The organism is Herbiconiux sp. UC225_62, assembly GCF_042694625.1.
Taxonomy (GTDB): Bacteria; Actinomycetota; Actinomycetes; order Actinomycetales; family Microbacteriaceae; genus Herbiconiux.
Genome location: NZ_CP170551.1, coordinates 2,245,724 through 2,262,078 on the forward strand (window position 1 = coordinate 2,245,724; position 16,355 = coordinate 2,262,078).

13 protein-coding genes and 1 pseudogene are annotated in these 16,355 nt (G+C 68.9%); all 14 read left to right on the top strand.

Going from position 1 to position 16,355, the window contains the following annotated elements:
- Positions 1-3: 3 nt before the first annotated feature.
- The 14 genes and pseudogenes from ACFJGU_RS10905 to ACFJGU_RS10970 all read left to right on the top strand — a co-directional run bounded on the left by ACFJGU_RS10905 (position 4) and on the right by ACFJGU_RS10970 (position 16,339).
- Positions 4-894, top strand: coding sequence for a carbohydrate ABC transporter permease (locus ACFJGU_RS10905; RefSeq protein ID WP_382303566.1), 891 nt, complete (start codon positions 4-6; stop codon positions 892-894).
- Positions 891-1,724: a carbohydrate ABC transporter permease gene (locus tag ACFJGU_RS10910; protein ID WP_382303567.1), complete on the top strand. Its 834-nt coding sequence runs from the start codon at positions 891-893 to the stop codon at positions 1,722-1,724. Before ACFJGU_RS10905 ends, ACFJGU_RS10910 begins: the two co-directional genes overlap by 4 nt.
- 2 nt (positions 1,725-1,726) lie before the next feature.
- On the top strand, positions 1,727-2,629 hold the full coding sequence (locus ACFJGU_RS10915) for a sugar phosphate isomerase/epimerase family protein (RefSeq protein ID WP_382303568.1): 903 nt from the start codon (positions 1,727-1,729) through the stop codon (positions 2,627-2,629).
- A gap of 11 nt (positions 2,630-2,640) precedes the next feature.
- On the top strand, positions 2,641-3,852 hold the full coding sequence (locus ACFJGU_RS10920) for a Gfo/Idh/MocA family protein (RefSeq protein WP_382303569.1): 1,212 nt from the start codon (positions 2,641-2,643) through the stop codon (positions 3,850-3,852).
- A complete protein-coding gene (locus ACFJGU_RS10925) occupies positions 3,849-4,859 on the top strand; it encodes a Gfo/Idh/MocA family oxidoreductase (RefSeq protein WP_382303570.1) in 1,011 nt (336 codons plus the stop codon). The genes ACFJGU_RS10920 and ACFJGU_RS10925 overlap by 4 nt, the downstream gene beginning before the upstream one ends.
- Positions 4,852-5,913 carry a Gfo/Idh/MocA family protein gene (locus ACFJGU_RS10930; RefSeq protein ID WP_382303571.1) on the top strand — a complete coding sequence of 354 codons (1,062 nt, stop codon included), beginning with the start codon at positions 4,852-4,854 and terminating at the stop codon, positions 5,911-5,913. Before ACFJGU_RS10925 ends, ACFJGU_RS10930 begins: the two co-directional genes overlap by 8 nt.
- Positions 5,910-6,824 (top strand): 5-deoxy-glucuronate isomerase, encoded by a 915-nt coding sequence (gene iolB, locus ACFJGU_RS10935; RefSeq protein ID WP_382303572.1) that lies wholly within the window; start codon positions 5,910-5,912, stop codon positions 6,822-6,824. The genes ACFJGU_RS10930 and iolB overlap by 4 nt, the downstream gene beginning before the upstream one ends.
- A complete protein-coding gene (gene iolD, locus ACFJGU_RS10940) occupies positions 6,821-8,728 on the top strand; it encodes a 3D-(3,5/4)-trihydroxycyclohexane-1,2-dione acylhydrolase (decyclizing) (protein WP_382303573.1) in 1,908 nt (635 codons plus the stop codon). Before iolB ends, iolD begins: the two co-directional genes overlap by 4 nt.
- Before the next feature lie 5 nt (positions 8,729-8,733).
- The gene (locus ACFJGU_RS10945) at positions 8,734-9,813 is read left to right on the top strand and encodes a transaldolase family protein (protein ID WP_382303574.1); all 1,080 of its coding nucleotides are present in this window, start codon (positions 8,734-8,736) and stop codon (positions 9,811-9,813) included.
- 11 nt (positions 9,814-9,824) lie between these two features.
- Positions 9,825-11,324, top strand: coding sequence for a CoA-acylating methylmalonate-semialdehyde dehydrogenase (locus ACFJGU_RS10950; protein ID WP_382303575.1), 1,500 nt, complete (start codon positions 9,825-9,827; stop codon positions 11,322-11,324).
- 52 nt (positions 11,325-11,376) lie between these two features.
- Positions 11,377-14,289 (top strand): AAA family ATPase, encoded by a 2,913-nt coding sequence (locus ACFJGU_RS10955; protein ID WP_382303576.1) that lies wholly within the window; start codon positions 11,377-11,379, stop codon positions 14,287-14,289.
- Between the two features lie 122 nt (positions 14,290-14,411).
- Positions 14,412-15,924, top strand: a pseudogene (gene lysS, locus ACFJGU_RS10960) (lysine--tRNA ligase).
- Positions 15,925-15,934: 10 nt separating this feature from the next.
- A complete protein-coding gene (locus ACFJGU_RS10965) occupies positions 15,935-16,138 on the top strand; it encodes a hypothetical protein (RefSeq protein ID WP_382303577.1) in 204 nt (67 codons plus the stop codon).
- Positions 16,139-16,156: 18 nt separating this feature from the next.
- Positions 16,157-16,339 (top strand): hypothetical protein, encoded by a 183-nt coding sequence (locus ACFJGU_RS10970; protein ID WP_382303578.1) that lies wholly within the window; start codon positions 16,157-16,159, stop codon positions 16,337-16,339.
- Positions 16,340-16,355 lie beyond the last annotated feature (16 nt).

Consider the following 16,355-nt stretch of genomic DNA (forward strand, 5'->3'; position numbering starts at 1 on the left):
GCGATGCGCGCCGCGACTCGCACCACCTGGCAGGCATACGGGCTGATCGCTCCTGCGGGAATCCTCTACGCACTGTTCCAGCTGGTTCCGATCCTCGGCGCGTTCGCCCTCAGCTTCACCTCCTGGAACGGCATCAACCTCTCGCGGATCGAGTTCACCGGTCTCGACAACTACGTGCGGCTGGCGCAGGACGAACTGTTCTGGCGGAGCGTCCTGCACAACCTCATCGTGGCCGCGCTGGTGTTCGTGTTCATGACGGTCGGGAGTTTTCTGATCGCCGCGATCGTGCATGCCGGCATCCGTGGGGGAGCCTTCTTCCGGATCGTCTTCTTCGCACCCGTCGTGATCTCCTCGGTCGCGATCGCGATGCTGGCGATCTTCTTCTTCAGCCCCTCGCAGGGCCTCATCAACGAGGCCCTGCGAGGGATCGGGCTGGGCGATCTCGCCCAGCCGTGGCTGGGGAGCAGCGAGTGGGCGCTGCCGTCGGTCACGATGACTTACATCCTGCAGAACTTCGGGTTCTCGGTGATCCTCTTCCTCAGCGCGCTCACCCAGGTGAACGACGAGATGTGCGAGGCGGCCGAGGTCGACGGGGCGTCGCAGGGGCGGATCCTCTGGGGCATCGTGCTGCCGACCATCAAGCCGATCGCCTCGGTGGTGGTGCTGCTGGGCTTCATCAATTCGTTCCGACTCTTCGACACGGTCTACGTGATGACCGGCGGTGGCCCGTACCACGCGTCCGACACCATCGTCACCTACCTCTACGGCACGGCGTTCGGCGGGAACCAGGTGGGCTACGCGAACGCGATCGGTGTGGCGTTGTTTCTCATCCTCTGCGTCATCGCCCTCGTGCAATTGCGCTTCACCCGCGAGAAGAAGGAGGTCTCGGCATGAAGTTCGCCCGGTTCACCCTCCCGGCGAAGGTCGCCTCGTACGTGTGGCTGATCGGCCTCGCGCTGATCGTGCTCTTTCCCATCGCCTGGCTCACCCTGAGCGTCTTCAAGGACTCGAACTCGATCGTCGGCGACCCGTTCAGTCTTCCCACCAGCTTCTCGCTCGACAACATCGTTGCCGCGTGGGAGCAGGGGGACTTCGGCCGTCGCTACCTCAACAGCGCCATCATCACGGTCGTGTCGGTCACCGGCATCCTCATCTTCGAGGGCGCGGCCGCCTATGCGTTCGCGCGCCTGAAGTTCAAGGGCATGGTGATCCTGTTCGCCGTCTTCGTCGCCGGACAGCTGGTGCCCTCGCAGGTGATCGTCCTGCCCTCGGCGCTCCAGATCTCGGCCATGGGGCTCAGTGACACCCTCGTCTCCCTCATGCTCCAATACCTCAGCTGGGCGCCATTCGCGATCCTCTTCCTGCGGGCCGCGTTCCTCGCCGTGCCCAAGGAGCTCGAGGAGGCGGCCAGGATCGACGGCGCCGGGCTGTTCACGATCCTCTGGCGCATCATCCTGCCGATGACCCGTTCGGCCTTCGCCACGGTCGGCACGATCTATGCGCTCTGGATCTGGAACGACTTCCTCTTCCCCTTGGTCTACCTGCAGTCGGCCGACAACTTCACGGTGCCGCTCGGGCTCGCGCAGTTCCAGGGTTCGTACACCACCTACTGGGGCTACCTCGTCGGCGCGATCTTCGTCGCGGTCTGGCCGCCGCTGCTCGTGTACGGCCTGCTCAATCGCCAACTCCAGGACCGGCTCTCCTTCGCCGGGTCGAAAGGATGACCATGCCTCCACTCGTCGCCGGAGCCCCCGTCAGCTTCGGGGTGTTCGAACTGACCCCCGAGGGTGCGGAGGTGATATCACCCGACTCGATGGCCGCCGTGCTGCAGGAGACGGGCTACGGGGGGATCGACCTCGGGCCCGTGGGATACCTCGGTCGCGGAGAGGAACTGCGCGGCCGCTTGCGAACGCACGGCCTCGCGCTCGCCGGGGGCTGGATCGACCTCCCGTTCAGTGATGACCGGGCCTTCGAGGATTCCCTCGGCCGACTGCACGACGCCCTCGACGTGATGATCGACGGCTCTCTGCCCGAGGCCGCGCTCGCGCCCAGGCCGACGCTCGCCGATTCGGGGGACGAGCGCAGGCGCGCCCGGCCGGGAGGCGCGCCGGAGCTCCGGCTGAGCGCAGCCCGATGGGATGTGCTTGAGCGCAACCTCGCTCGGACGGTCGAGCTCGTGCGCGGGCGCGGCCTCGAACCGACCTTCCACCACCATGCCTGCACCTACGTCGAGACACCCGACGAGATCGACGAGCTGCTCGCCCGTACCGACATCGGGCTCACCTTCGACACCGGGCACCTGCTGCTCGGAGGAGGCGATCCGCTCGAGGCCTGGCGGCGTTGGGCGCCCCGTATCGACCACCTGCACCTGAAAGACGTGCGCGTCGAGCGGATGCACGAGATCGTCGCCACCGGTGGCGGGATGCTCGAGGTCTGGTCGGGCGGCGTGTTCGTTCCACTGGGGCAGGGCGACCTGGAGATCCCTGCTCTCATGACGGCCGTCGCCGAGTCCGGATACTCGGGCTGGATCGTGATCGAGCAGGACGTCATGCCCGGGCCGGATCACGGCGCCGACCAATTCACCCGCGATCACGCCGTGAATCGCGACGTTCTCCGCACCTGGTTCTGAAAGGACTTCGGATGACCGACCAGACCGCTGCCACGCAGCGTAGCTCCCCTTCCCGACCCAGCCTCGGTGTCGGGGTCATCGGTTTCGGCTGGATGGGCCGCACCCACACGCAGGCATACTCCCGCGTGCCGCACCATTTCGACGATCTCGGCGTCGTGCCTCGCCTCGTCGCGGTGGCGGACGACGTGGAAGGCCGAGCGGAGACCGCCGCCGCCCGATACGGATTCGAGCGGGCGCACCTGTCGTGGCGCGCCCTGCTCGACGACGACGACGTCGAGCTCGTCAGCGTGACCGCGCCGAACTTCCTGCACCGCGAGATCGGCGTCGCCGTGGCGGAGGCGGGCAAGCACCTCTGGATCGAGAAGCCGGTCGGGAACACGGCGGCCGACGCCGTCGCCGTGCGCCAGGCAGTCGGCGAGGCCGGCGTGATGGCCGCCGTCGGGTTCAATTACCGCAACCCGCCCGCCGTGCAGGCCGCCCGCGAGCTCATCGCATCCGGAGCGATCGGATCCGTCACCCACGCCACCTTCCGGCTGCTCAGCGATTACGCCGCCGACCCCGCCGGGGCGCTCTCCTGGCGTTACGCGTTCGCCACGGCCGGTCACGGCGTGCTCGGCGACCTGGCGGTACACGGCATCGACCTGGCGTGGTACCTCCTCGGCGACGTGGCCGAGGTGACGGCCGATACTCACGTCTTCATCGGTGAGCGTGCCGTGCCGACCGGCGCCACCAGCGGCCACGAGCGCATCGAGGGCGGCGCCCTGGGCCGGGTGGAGAACGAAGACTACCTGGCGAGCATCCTGCGCCTGACCAGCGGCGCGCGAGTGACGATGGAAGTGAGCCGCATCGCCGTGGGCGAGCAGAACGATTACGGCTTCACCGTGCACGGCACGCGCGGCAGCGTCGCTTGGAGCTTCCGGCGCATGGGCGAGCTGCAGGTCAGCCAGGGCGCCGGGTACCAGGATCTGCCGGTGGCGACGGGATACGTGGGGCCGGGCGACGGCGACTACGCCGCCTTCCAGCCGGGGGCGGCGATCAGCATGGGCTACGACGACCTCAAGGTCATCGAGGCCGCGAAGCTGCTGCGGTCGATCTCGGGTGGAACGGTCACCGGTGCGACGCTGGACGACGCGGTGCGCGCGGCCCGGGTGGCCGAGGCGATGGCCGCGTCGGCTGTCTCCGGTCGCTGGGAAGGCATCGAGACCGATGAGGTGACGCGATGACGGGCGGATACGGCGCTCTGCGCGTCGGGATCATCGGCACCGGCATCATGGGCGCCGACCACGCCCGCATCATCAGTACGCACCTCGGGCAGGCCGTGGTTCGCGTCGTGGCCGACGTCGACGCCGACCGGGCCGCCGCTGTCGCAGCCACGCTGGCCGACGCCCGCGTCGCCCCCGATGCGCTGGCCTTGATCCGCGATCCGGAGGTCGACGCCGTCATCATCGCCTCGCACGACTCCACCCACGCCGCCCTCACCCTCGCCTGCATCGATGCCGGCAAGGCCGTGCTCTGCGAGAAGCCCCTGGCGCCCACCATCGAGGATTGCCGCGAAGTCGTGGCCGCCGACGCCGCCGCCGCGAAGAGTGGTCGCCGGCTGGTCTCGGTCGGGTTCATGCGCCGATTCGACCCGGCCTACGCCGAACTGAAGGCCGCCCTCGGCGCGGGCGAGGCCGGTGACGCGCTGCTGGTGCATGCGATCAGTCGCGGCGTCTCATCGGCACCCGGATCGACGAGCGAGGGAAGCATCACCGGATCGGCCATCCATGAGTTCGACACCGTGCCGTGGCTGCTCGGCAGCCCCATCACCGAGATCAGCTGGCATGCTCCGAAGAGCACCAGCCTGGACACCGGGCTGCAGGATCCGCAGGTGATGCTGATCCGAACCGCGGACGGCGTACTCAGCACGCTCGAGACGTTCCTGAACGCTCGCTACGGCTATGACATCCTGTGCGAGGTGATCGGCGAGACGGGCACACTGGTGCTGCGGAATCCCGCACGCCTGCACCGCAACGCGGCAGGATCGAGCTCGCTCGGCTACGCCGCCGATTGGCGGCCCCGCTTCGAAGACGCGTACCGGCTGGAACTCGCCGCCTGGATCGACTCGGTGATCGCGGGCGAGCCGTCGCCGCTCGCGTCGGCCCACGACGGACTGGTCGCCACGGCCGTCGCCCGCGCAGCGATCGAATCCATGCGCTCCGGAGGACGAACGGTCTCGATCGATGTCTAGTTTCCCGTCTTCGCTCCCGACTCCCCGCACGCCCGACTCGATGGAGGCGCCGCCGCTGCGTTGGGGTGTGGTCGGCACGGGCTGGATCGCCGAGCGTTTCGTCGCGGCCTTGCTGGCCGGAACGCGCCAGCGGGTCACCGTGGTCGCGTCGCGCGACCTCCGGCGCGCCGAGGACTTCGTGCAGCGAACCGGCGCGGGCCGGGCGGTCGAGGGATACGAGGAGCTCTACGCCGCCCGTGATGTCGATGTCGTCTACGTGGCGACCCCGCACCCGGAGCACCATGACGCGGCTCTCGGCGCGATCGGACACGGTAAGCACGTGCTGGTGGAGAAGCCGATCGGTCTGGATTCCGACCAGGCCGAGAGCATCCGCGAAGCCGCGTCGGCGGCGGGCGTGTTCTGCATGGAAGCGCTCTGGACGGCGTTCCTGCCGAAGTTCGACGTGGTGCGCCAACTGCTCGCCGATGGCGTGCTCGGCCGCGTCGAGACCGTGGTCGCCGACGTGGGCGAGCAGTTGCCGGCCGGGCATCGCATCTTCGATCCCGCGCTGGCCGGCGGACCGCTGCTCGATCTGGGCACCTATCCCGTCTTCCTCGCCACCGAGGTGCTCGGCGCACCGAACGAGGTGCTGGCCCGCGGCGTGCGCCACCCCGCTGGAGTGTTCGCCCAGGTGGCGGCGGTGCTCGGATACCCGCTCGGGCAGGCGGTGCTCCACACGTCGCTGGCGGTCGACACTCCGGTCGCGGCCGTGATCGCCGGCGAGGCGGGCAGCATCCGCTTCGATCGCGACTTCTATCTGCCGGGCAACTTCGAGCTGCGCGAGACAAGCGGACGGAGCCTGTCCCATTCCGAACCCGAGGTGCGCCACGCCGCCCTGCACTTCGAAGCCGCCGAAGTCGCGCGGTGCATCGCCGAGGGGCGCACGGAATCGCCTCTCCGACCGCTCGCGAACTCCCTGCGAACACTGTCGGTGCTCGATCGGATACGTCGCGAGATCGGGGACTACCACCGTGCAAGCGGCTCCGAACGTATGCGAAGGGGGACGGCCCGATGAACGCGGACGCGTGGTTTTTCCGAGCGGGCCAACTGGCCGACGGCCCGTGGCAGACGATCGTCGACGAGTCGCTTCCCGGCTGGCGGCACACCGGGCTCCGCATCGCGGACATCGCACCCGGACAGGAACTCCGCCTGGACGCCGAGTCGCGGGAGCGCATCGTGGTGCCGCTCTCGGGATCGTTCACGGTGGATCACGGGCAGGACGGCGTGACGCGCCGAACGCTGCTGGCCGGTCGCGAATCCGTCTTCGACGGCCCGACCGACGTGCTGTATCTCCCGACTCGATCGGTCGTCGCGATCATCGGACCCGGCCGGGTGGCGATCGCCGAGGCCCCGACGGAGGACGTGCATCCGAGTCGCCACATCTCGCGCACCGAGGTGCCCGTCGAACTCCGAGGGGCGGACCGATCCAGCCGCCAGGTGCACAATTTCGGCGTTCCCGGCGTACTGGATGCCGGTGGACTCATCGTCTGCGAGGTCATCACACCCGCCGGGAACTGGTCGTCTTTCCCGGCTCACAAGCATGACACCGCCGTCGCCGGCCAGGAGACCGAGCTCGAGGAGATCTACTACTTCGAGACCGCGCTCGCGCGGGACGCCGCGGCATCTGCTCCGGCCACCGAGTCGGCCCAGCCGTTCGGGCTGTTCACCGTCTCCACCTCGCCCGCGGGGGAGATCGAGCTCACCGCGCGGGTGCAGAGCGGGGACGTCGTCTTGGTGCCTTTCGGTTACCACGGTCCCGCCGTGGCGCCACCGGGATACGACCTGTACTACCTCAACGTGATGGTCGGTCCGGAGCGGTCGTGGCTGATCTCCGACGATCCGGGGCAGAGCTGGATACGCACCACCTGGATCGACCAGGAGATCGACCCCAGACTGCCGCTCGGCAGGGAAGGACACCTGAGATGACCACGAGGCGCATGACCGTCGCCCAGGCGCTGATCGAGTTCCTGGCCCGCCAATGGACGGTGGACGGCGCTCACCGCGAGCGCACGATCGCGGGCACCTTCGGTATTTTCGGGCACGGCAACGTGGCCGGCATCGGTCAAGCCCTCAAGCAGCTCGACGTCGAGCAGCCTGGCCTCATGCCGTATCACCAGGCCCGGAACGAGCAGGCCATGGTGCACCAGTCGGTGGGGTACGCGCGGATGCGCCGCCGCCTCGGCACCTTCGCCAGCGCTGCGTCCGTCGGGCCGGGCGCCGCCAACATGCTCACGGGGGCCGCCCTCGCGACGACCAATCGACTGCCCGCCCTCCTGCTACCCAGTGACACCTTCGCCACGCGAGTCGCCGACCCCGTGCTCCAGCAGTTGGAGTTGCCCCACGACATCGGCGTCACCGTCAACGACGCTTTCCGGCCGCTGTCGCGCTTCTTCGACCGCGTGCAGCGACCCGAACAGCTCTGGTCGATCGCTCTCGGCGCGATGCGGGTGCTGACCGATCCGGCCGAGACCGGCGCGGTCACGATCGCTCTGCCTGAGGACGTGCAGGCCGAAGCGGTCGAGGTGCCTCTCGAGTTCCTCGAGGATCGGGAGTGGCACCTGCGGCGACCCCTTCCGGAGCGTGACGCGCTCGCCCGGGCGCTGGCCGCCATCCGCTCCGCCACGCAGCCGCTGATCGTGGCGGGCGGCGGCGTGCTGTACTCCGGTGCCGAGGAGTCGTTGCGGCGGTTCGTGGAGACGACGGGGATACCGGTCGCCACCACCCAGGCGGGAGGTGGATCTCTCCCGTGGGACCACCCGCAGTATCTGGGCGGAGTGGGCGCGACCGGTTCGCGCGCAGCCAACGAGATCGCTGCCACCGCCGATGTCGTGATCGGTGTCGGCACGCGCTACAGCGACTTCACGACGGCGAGCCGCACCGTGTTCCAGAACCCCGACGTGGCGTTCGTGAACGTCAACGTCTCGTCGTTCGACGCCTACAAGCACGGAACCCGGCTGCCCCTCGTCGCCGATGCGCGGGAAGCACTCGACGCTCTCGGCGACGGCCTCGAGCTATTCCGCATCGTCCGCGAGTACGGGGAACGGATCGCCCGGCTCAAGCGGGAATGGGACGGTGCGGTGGATGACGCCTTCGAGCCCTCCGGGCTCTCGTTGCCCGGCCAGCCAGAATTGATCGGTGCGGTCCAGTCGGCCAGTGAGCCGCGGGACGTCGTGGTGCAGGCGGCCGGCTCGCTCCCGGGCGACCTACACAAACTGTGGCGTGTGCGCGACGCACTCGGCTATCACGTCGAGTACGCCTTCTCCTGCATGGGCTACGAGATCGCGGGCGGACTCGGGGTGCGCCGTGCCGCTCCCGACCGCGACGTCATCGTGATGGTGGGCGACGGCTCCTATCTCATGCTCCACACGGAACTCCTCACGGCCGTCGCGGAGGGCCTCAAGATCATCGTCGTGCTGATCCAGAATCACGGCTACGCCTCCATCGGGCACCTCTCCGAGACCGTGGGGTCGGAACGGTTCGGCACGCAGTACCGCTATCGCGATGACGACGCAAGGCGCCTGCCCGTCGATCTCGCGGCGAACGCACGGAGCTACGGAGTCGACGTCATCGAGATCCCACCGGGTCCGGATGCCGTCTCCGAGTTGCGCCGAGCCGTCACGCGGGCGAAGGCGGCAACGACGACGACGCTGATCCACGTGGAGAGCGACCCCACGATCTATGCGCCCGACGGCGGTGGTTGGTGGGACGTGCCGGTGGCAGAAGTCTCCGAGCTCGCCACGACCCGCGCGGCCCGGGTCGACTACGACCGAAGCCGTGCCCGGCAGCGCCCTCTCCTGGGCCGGCCCGCGCAACCCGAACAAGAGGAATGACAATCATGACCGACCTGCTCCCCGGCCCCGCCCTGGATCGCCTCGTCTCCGACGATCTACCCACCCGACTCTGGAACGACTCCGCCGACCCCGATGAGCTCCGCCGTTCGATCGCGCTCGGCGCGGTCGGCGCGACCTGCAATCCCGTGATCGCCCTCGCCGTCGTGCGCCGCCACCTCGGGCGATGGTCGGAGCGCATCCGCGAGATCGCGAGCGAGGATGCTTCCGCCACCGACGCCGACATCGCCTGGCAGGTGGTGGAGGAGCTCTCGATCGAGGGTGCCGGTCAGCTCGAGCCGGCCTTCGAGGCGTCCGGCGGACGCGACGGGCGACTGTCCATCCAGACCGACCCGCGTCTGCACCGCGATTCCGCCGCGCTGGTCGACCAGGCGGTGCGGTTCGCCGGGCTCGCGCCGAACGTCATCGTGAAGATCCCCGCCACGGCCGTCGGGATCGCGGCCATGGAGGAAGCGACGTTCCGAGGCGTGAGTATCAACGCCACCGTCTCCTTCACGGTGGCACAGGCAGTGGCTGCGGCCGAAGCGATCGAACGCGGTCTCGATCGACGTGCTGCGGAGGGACTGCCGGAGCACGAGTTCGGTTCGGTGGTCACCATCATGGGCGGTCGGCTGGACGACTGGTTGAAACACACGACGAAGCGCGATCGGGTGCTGGTGGATCCCGGCATCCTGGAGTGGGCCGGGGTGGCGGCTCTCAAGAAGGCCTACTCGATCTTCCAGGCCCGCGCATTCCGCTCCCGGGTGCTGTCGGCCGCCTTCCGCAACCACTTCCAGTGGTCGGAACTCCAGGGCGGCGACCTCGTCGTCTCCCCACCGTTCGATTGGCAACTCCGCATCGCCGAGAACCGTCTGCCGGTCGTCGACCGGATCGACGTGCCTGTCGACCCCGCGATCGTCGAGGAGCTCCTGCGACGCGTCCCGGATTTCGCCCGCGCCTACGACGAGCACGGTTTGTCGCTCGACGAGTTCGACTCGTTCGGCGCGTCCGTCATCACCTTGCGTCAATTCCTCGAAGCCGGGGCCGAGCTCGAAGCGCTCGTCCGTGAAGTCATCCTCGAACCCTGAAAGTCATCGCCATGAACGAATTCTTCTCCACACTCCCGCACTGGATCGGCGGCCGTGAACTCCCCGGATCGAGCGGCCGCTCCGCTCCCGTGTACGACCCGGCGCTGGGGGTGCAGACCAAGAGCGTCGCGCTGGCCGGCCCGGCGGAGATCGAGGCTGCGGTCGCGGCGGCTCACGACGCGTTCCCGGCTTGGCGCGATCTGTCGATGTCGCGGCGGCAGCAGATCGTGTTCGCGTTCCGGGAGTTGTTGAATGCGCGGAAGGGTGAGCTTGCGGAGATCCTGACGAGCGAACACGGGAAGGTGTTGTCGGATGCGGCGGGGGAGATCACTCGTGGCTTGGAGGTGGTGGAACTCGCGACCGGGTTCCCGCACCTGTTGAAGGGTGAGTATTCGGAGAACGTGTCGACGGGGGTGGATGTGTATTCGACGAAGCAGCCGTTGGGTGTGGTGGGGATCATCAGTCCGTTCAATTTTCCGGCGATGGTGCCGATGTGGTTCTTCCCGATCGCGATCGCGGCGGGCAACACGGTGGTGCTGAAGCCCAGCGAGAAGGACCCGTCCGCGGCGAACTGGCTGGCCGCCTTGTTCCAGGAGGCGGGTCTGCCGGATGGGGTGTTCAATGTGCTGCACGGCGACAAGGAGGCCGTCGACGGCCTGCTGAATCATCGCGACGTCAAGTCGATCTCGTTCGTGGGGTCGACGCCGATCGCGCACTACATCTACGAGACCGCGGCGAGGAACGGGAAGCGGGTGCAGGCGTTGGGTGGGGCGAAGAATCACATGCTGGTGCTCCCGGACGCCGATCTCGATCTCGCCGCCGACGCGGCGATCAACGCGGGCTTCGGTTCGGCGGGGGAGCGGTGCATGGCCATCAGCGTGCTGGTCGCGGTCGAGCCCATCGCTGACGAGTTGGTGGCGAAGATCAAGCAGCGGATGGCGACCCTGAAGATCGGTGACGGCCGTCGCGGTTGTGACATGGGCCCGCTGGTCACGGAGGTGCACCGGGACAAGGTCGCCTCCTACATCGATGTCGCTGCCGCTGACGGGGCGACCGTGGTGGTCGATGGGCGCGGTGTCGAGGTCGATGGGGAGGCGGACGGGTTCTGGTTGGGTCCGACCCTGATCGACAAGGTCCCGACCACGTCGAAGGTGTATTTGGATGAGATCTTCGGTCCGGTGCTGTCGGTGGTGCGGGTGCATTCCTACGAAGACGGGGTGGATCTCATCAACAACGGTGCTTACGGCAACGGGACGGCGATTTTCACGAACGATGGTGGGGCGGCGCGCCGGTTCCAGAACGAGGTCGAGGTGGGCATGATCGGCATCAACGTGCCCATACCTGTGCCCGTGGCTTACCACTCCTTCGGCGGGGTGAAGGACTCGATCTTCGGCGACTCGAAGGCGTACGGTCTGGCCGGGTTCCGCTTCTTCACCCAGGAGAAGGCCATCACCTCCCGTTGGCTCGACCCCTCGCACGGCGGCATCAACCTCGGCTTCCCCCAGAACTAGGAGGCAGCCGCCACCCCGTGACCTGGAGCGCGAGCGGATCTACAATATTCGCGTGATCGGCATCGGCACGGTGTGGGCCGACCACGGCGTGGCCGTGGGGCACGGGTCACTCGTGGGCCGGAGCGGGCTCGTCGACCTGGCGTTCCGGCGCTGGCAGAGCGCGGTGCAGGGCGACGGGCGCCTGCTGCTGTTCGCCGGTGAGGCGGGCATCGGCAAAAGTCGGCTGGTGCGCGAGTTCTCGGCGCGGATCGGCGAGTCGGGTCGCATCCTCGGCGCCTCCCTCTGGCCGAAAGACGCGCAGGTGGGCGGCTCGATCCTGCTCGACCTCGCCGACGACCTGGGACGCCACGGCGACCCGGCGCACGCCGAGCACCTGCGGTCGCTCCTGCTCGGCTCCCGCGACGACAGCGACGCCCTCGCCCGCCGGGTGCTGCTGCGCGACCTCGTCGACGTGCTGCTCGAGGTGCTGGGAGACGCGCCCACCGTGCTGCGCTTCGAAGACCTGCACTGGGCGGATGAGCTCAGCCTCGACGTGCTCGCCCGGCTCGCGCCCGAACTCCTCACCACCCCGGGTCTCGTGATCGGCACCTACCGCACCGACGAGGTCTACGCCGGCACCGCTCTCGCCGAATGGCGAGGCCGCCTGCTCGCCCAGCGCCTGGCCGACGAAGTTCGGGTACCGCGACTCGACCCGGCGGCGACCGGCGAGCTCGTGACCGCGCTCACCGGCGCCGTACTGTCGTCGGAGTTCGTCGAGCTCCTGCACAGCCGCAGTGACGGCATCCCGCTCCACATCGAGGAACTGCTGGTGGCCGGCGTGGGCGACCGCGTGCCCGACACCCTGGCCGATGCCGTGCGTGCGCGGGCCGACTCGCTCGATCCGTCGACCCACGACGTGCTGTCCGCCGCCGCCATCGTGGGATGCCGCTTCGACCTGGTGCTGCTCACCGACCTCGTCGGCGACGACGACCGCGTGGTCGATCGCGCGATGAAGTCGCTGCTCGACCGCTACTTCATCGTCGAGACCGACGCGGGCTTCGAGTTCCGACACGCCCTCGTGCGCGACGTCGTGCACGACGACCTGCCGCCGATCCGCCGACGCTCGTTGCACGAGGAGGTGGCGAAGGCCGCGATCGTGCGGCATGCGCGGCCCGCCTACATCTCCGAGCAGTACGAATTGGCGCAGCTGCCCGACCGCGCGCATCCGTTCGCGCTGGAGGCGGCGCGCCTGGCCGCTCGCGTCTCGGCCCACCGCGAGTCGGCGAAGCTCTACGCCCGAGCCTTGCGCACCCTTCCGAGCGTCGACCACGACCGAGTCGCCGAGAACGGTCGGAATGAGCCGCCTGATTCCGACAATTCTCGGCGACTGGATGACGGTGCCGATGCGCGTGCGGCGGACGAAGCGGTCATCCACGCGGAGTTCGCGCGGGAGCTCGCCGCGGTCGACGACATCCAGGCCGCTGCGGACCACTTCCGCATCGCCGTGGAGCTGTACCGCGAGCGGGGCGATCCGATCTCGGCCGCGCGCCTGGTGCCTCAGCTCGCGGCCACTCGCCACCTGCTCGGCGACACGCGCGAGGCGCGCTGCGCACTGCTGCAGGCGGCGCTCGACGACCTCGACGCCCTGCCCGAGGGTGCTCCACCGGCCGTGCGGGCGGAGCTTCTGGGGGCACTGGCCGCAGCCCACATGCTCGATCGCCGGCTCGACACCGGTCTCGCATTCGGCGAGGAAGCGCAGGGCCTCGCCCGCAGCGTCGGAGACGACTGCCTCTGCGTCGACATCGACTCCACCCTGGGTGCGATCCTCGTGTTCGCCGGCCGTGGCGAGGAGGGCTGGGCTCTGCTCGAGCACGCCGTTGCCGAAGGCGCCGCCGCCGGCTTCGAGCCGCAGACGGCCCGCGCCTACCGCATGGTGGGCAGCTCCGCGTCGGTGCTCGTCGACTATCCGCGGGCCGAGCGGATGCTCTCCGACGGCATCCGCTACGCCGCCACCACCGAGAACTGGAACGACCACCACTACCTCACCGCCCACCTCGCGCACGTGCGCTGGGCGCAGGGCCGCTGGGCGGAGGCGGAGCCGCTCGCCCGGCGCGCGCTCGCCGAGGGTGGCGGCATCACCACGCGGATCACCGCGTTGCACGTGCTCGGGTACCTCGCCGTGGGCCGCGACGAACCCGAGCAGGCGGAAGAGCTGCTGACCGAAGCTCTCGAGATCGGTGAGCGCATGGGCGAGCTGCAACGGCTCTCGCCGGCGCTCTGGGGTCTCACAGAACTCGCCCTCTCGCGGGGCGACACCGCGGCGGCGGTCGCGCTCTCCGAGCGGGCGTACGAGTCGTCGGCGCAGGTCGCCGACGCGGCCTATCTGTTCCCCTTCGTGGTCCCCGGCGTGAGGGCGCGACTGGCCGCTCGCGACCCCGCCGCAGCCAGGGACTGGCTGGAACGGTGCCGCGTTCTGCTCGAGCTCCGCGGCATCCCGGGCACCCTCCCGGCCCTCGACCACGCCGACGCCCTCCTGCAGCTGAGCGACGGCCGCACGGATGCCGCCCGCGCGGCCCTTCGCCGTGTGTCGGCGTCGTGGGATGCCCACGGCCGGTTCTGGGAGGGAACCCAGGTGCTCCTCGACCAGGCCCGCTGCGCCTCCCGGTCACGGCGGCCGGCGCAGTGCGACGCGTTCCTGGCCGACGCTCGACGACGGGCCGAGGGGGCAGGGGCGCGGCTGCTGCTCCGCTTGGCGCGCCAGGCCGAGCGAAGGGGAGACGAGGATTCGGCCGGCCCACTCACCGCGCGCGAGTTCGAGGTGGCCCGGCTCGTGGCGGCCGGCTCGACGAATCGCGAGATCGGCAATGCCCTCACCATCTCGCCCAAGACCGCGTCGGTGCACGTCGAGCACATCCTCGCGAAGCTCGGCGCCACCCGCCGCGCCGAGATCGCGAGCTGGTTCGCGTCCGCCCGCGACGCGGAGTGAGCGTCGCCGACCCGTCACTTGTTGTCGCTCTGGAGCGCTGATAGCGGCACCAACTGACGGGTCGGCGGGCCAGGGCTCAGCGGTCGGTAAACTAAGGGCGACCTTGAGGAGACCCGTTCAGCATGACCGACGCATCCGCGCCCAGCACTGCCCCGGCCGAGCCCACCGAGGAAGAGGTCTCCGAGCAGAAGGCCGTGCGCCTGGCCAAGCGTGACAAGCTCAACGAGTCGGGCGTCGAGGCCTACCCGGTCTCCGTTCCGGTCACCACCACCATTCCCGCCGTGCGCGCGAAGTGGGGCTGGCTCGAGGCCGACGCCGTGTCGGGCGAGACGGTCGGCATCGCCGGGCGCGTGGTGTTCCTCCGCAACACCGGCAAGCTCTGCTTCGTGACGCTGCAGTCGGGCGACGGCACGCGCATCCAGGGCATGATCTCGCTCGCCGCCGTGGGCGAGGAGTCGCTCGCCGCGTTCAAGGAGTTCGTCGACCTCGGCGATCACCTCTTCCTCTCCGGCGAGGTCATCTCCTCGCGCCGCGGAGAGCTCAGCGTCATGGCCACCGAGTGGAAGATCGCGTCGAAAGCTGTCCTCCCGCTGCCCAACGTCTACTCCGAGCTCTCGGAGGAGACCCGGATGCGCAGCCGCTACCTCGATCTCATCGTGCGCGAGCAGGCCCGCACCATGGTGCGCACCCGAGCCGAGACCATGGCGTCGCTGCGTCGCACCTTCACCGAGCGCGACTTCCTCGAAGTCGAGAACGCCCATGCTGCAGACGATGCACGGCGGTGCCGCGGCCCGGCCGTTCGTGACGCACTCGAATGCCTTCGACACCGAGCTCTACCTGCGCATCGCGCCCGAGCTCTTCCTCAAGCGCGCCGTGGTCGGCGGCATCGACCGGGTGTTCGAGATCAACCGCAACTTCCGCAACGAGGGCGCCGACTCCACGCATAGTCCTGAGTTCGCGATGCTGGAGGCCTACGAGGCCTACGGCGACTACACGTCGATCGCCGAGCTCACCCAGTCGCTCATCCAGAACGCCGCGCTCGCCGTGGCCGGATCGCACGTCGTCACCTGGGCCGACGGCACCGAGTACGACCTGGGCGGCGAGTGGGACCGGATCAGCATGTACTGGTCGCTGTCGGAGGCATCCGGAATCCCCATCACGCCGCAGACGTCCGTGGCCGAACTGCAGGCGATCGCCGACCGCGAGGGCGTGTCGGTGCATCTGCCGAACCACGGCAAGCTCGTCGAGGAGCTCTGGGAGCACTTCGTGAAGGGCTCGTTAGTACGACCCACCTTCGTGCTCGACTTCCCGGTGGAGACGAGTCCTCTCACCCGCGCCCACCGGAGCATTCCGGGTGTGGTGGAGAAGTGGGATCTCTACATCCGCGGCTTCGAGCTGGCCACGGGCTACTCGGAGCTCGTCGATCCGGTCATCCAGCGCGAACGCTTCGTCGAACAGGCGAAGCAGGCCGCGGCCGGCGACGACGAGGCGATGCGCCTCGACGAGGACTTCCTGCGCGCACTCGAATTCGGAATGCCCCCGTCGGGCGGCATGGGGATGGGCATCGACCGGTTGCTGATGGCCTTGACGGGCCTCGGCATCCGCGAGACCATCCTGTTCCCGCTGGTGAAATGAGGCTGCACGGATGAGCATGTTCGGTTTCGGCAAGAAAGACGAGTTCCCCGACGGCCCGGGCAAGAAGAGTGAAGGGTCGGGCGACGGAGACGGCGGAGACGGCGACAAGCAGCCGACCCGGCCGTCGAACGCGCGGATCGTGATCTGGATCGTGGTGGGCGGAGTGGGTCTCTACCTCATCGGCAGCGGACTCTACGGCGTCCTCACCCACTGAGCGGGTATCCTTGCTCTGATGGATGACTTCTGGCCCGCCGTGTTCGCACTGGCCCCGACCGTTCTGATCGGGCTCGTGTTCTGGTTCATCATGCGCGCCCTCATCCGCTCCGACAAGTCGGAACGCAAGGCCCTCGCGAAGATCGAGGCCGAGGAGCGCGCCAAGCTCGGTCTTCCGCTCGAGAAGGTCACGACCGAATAGTCCGAACCGATACGGT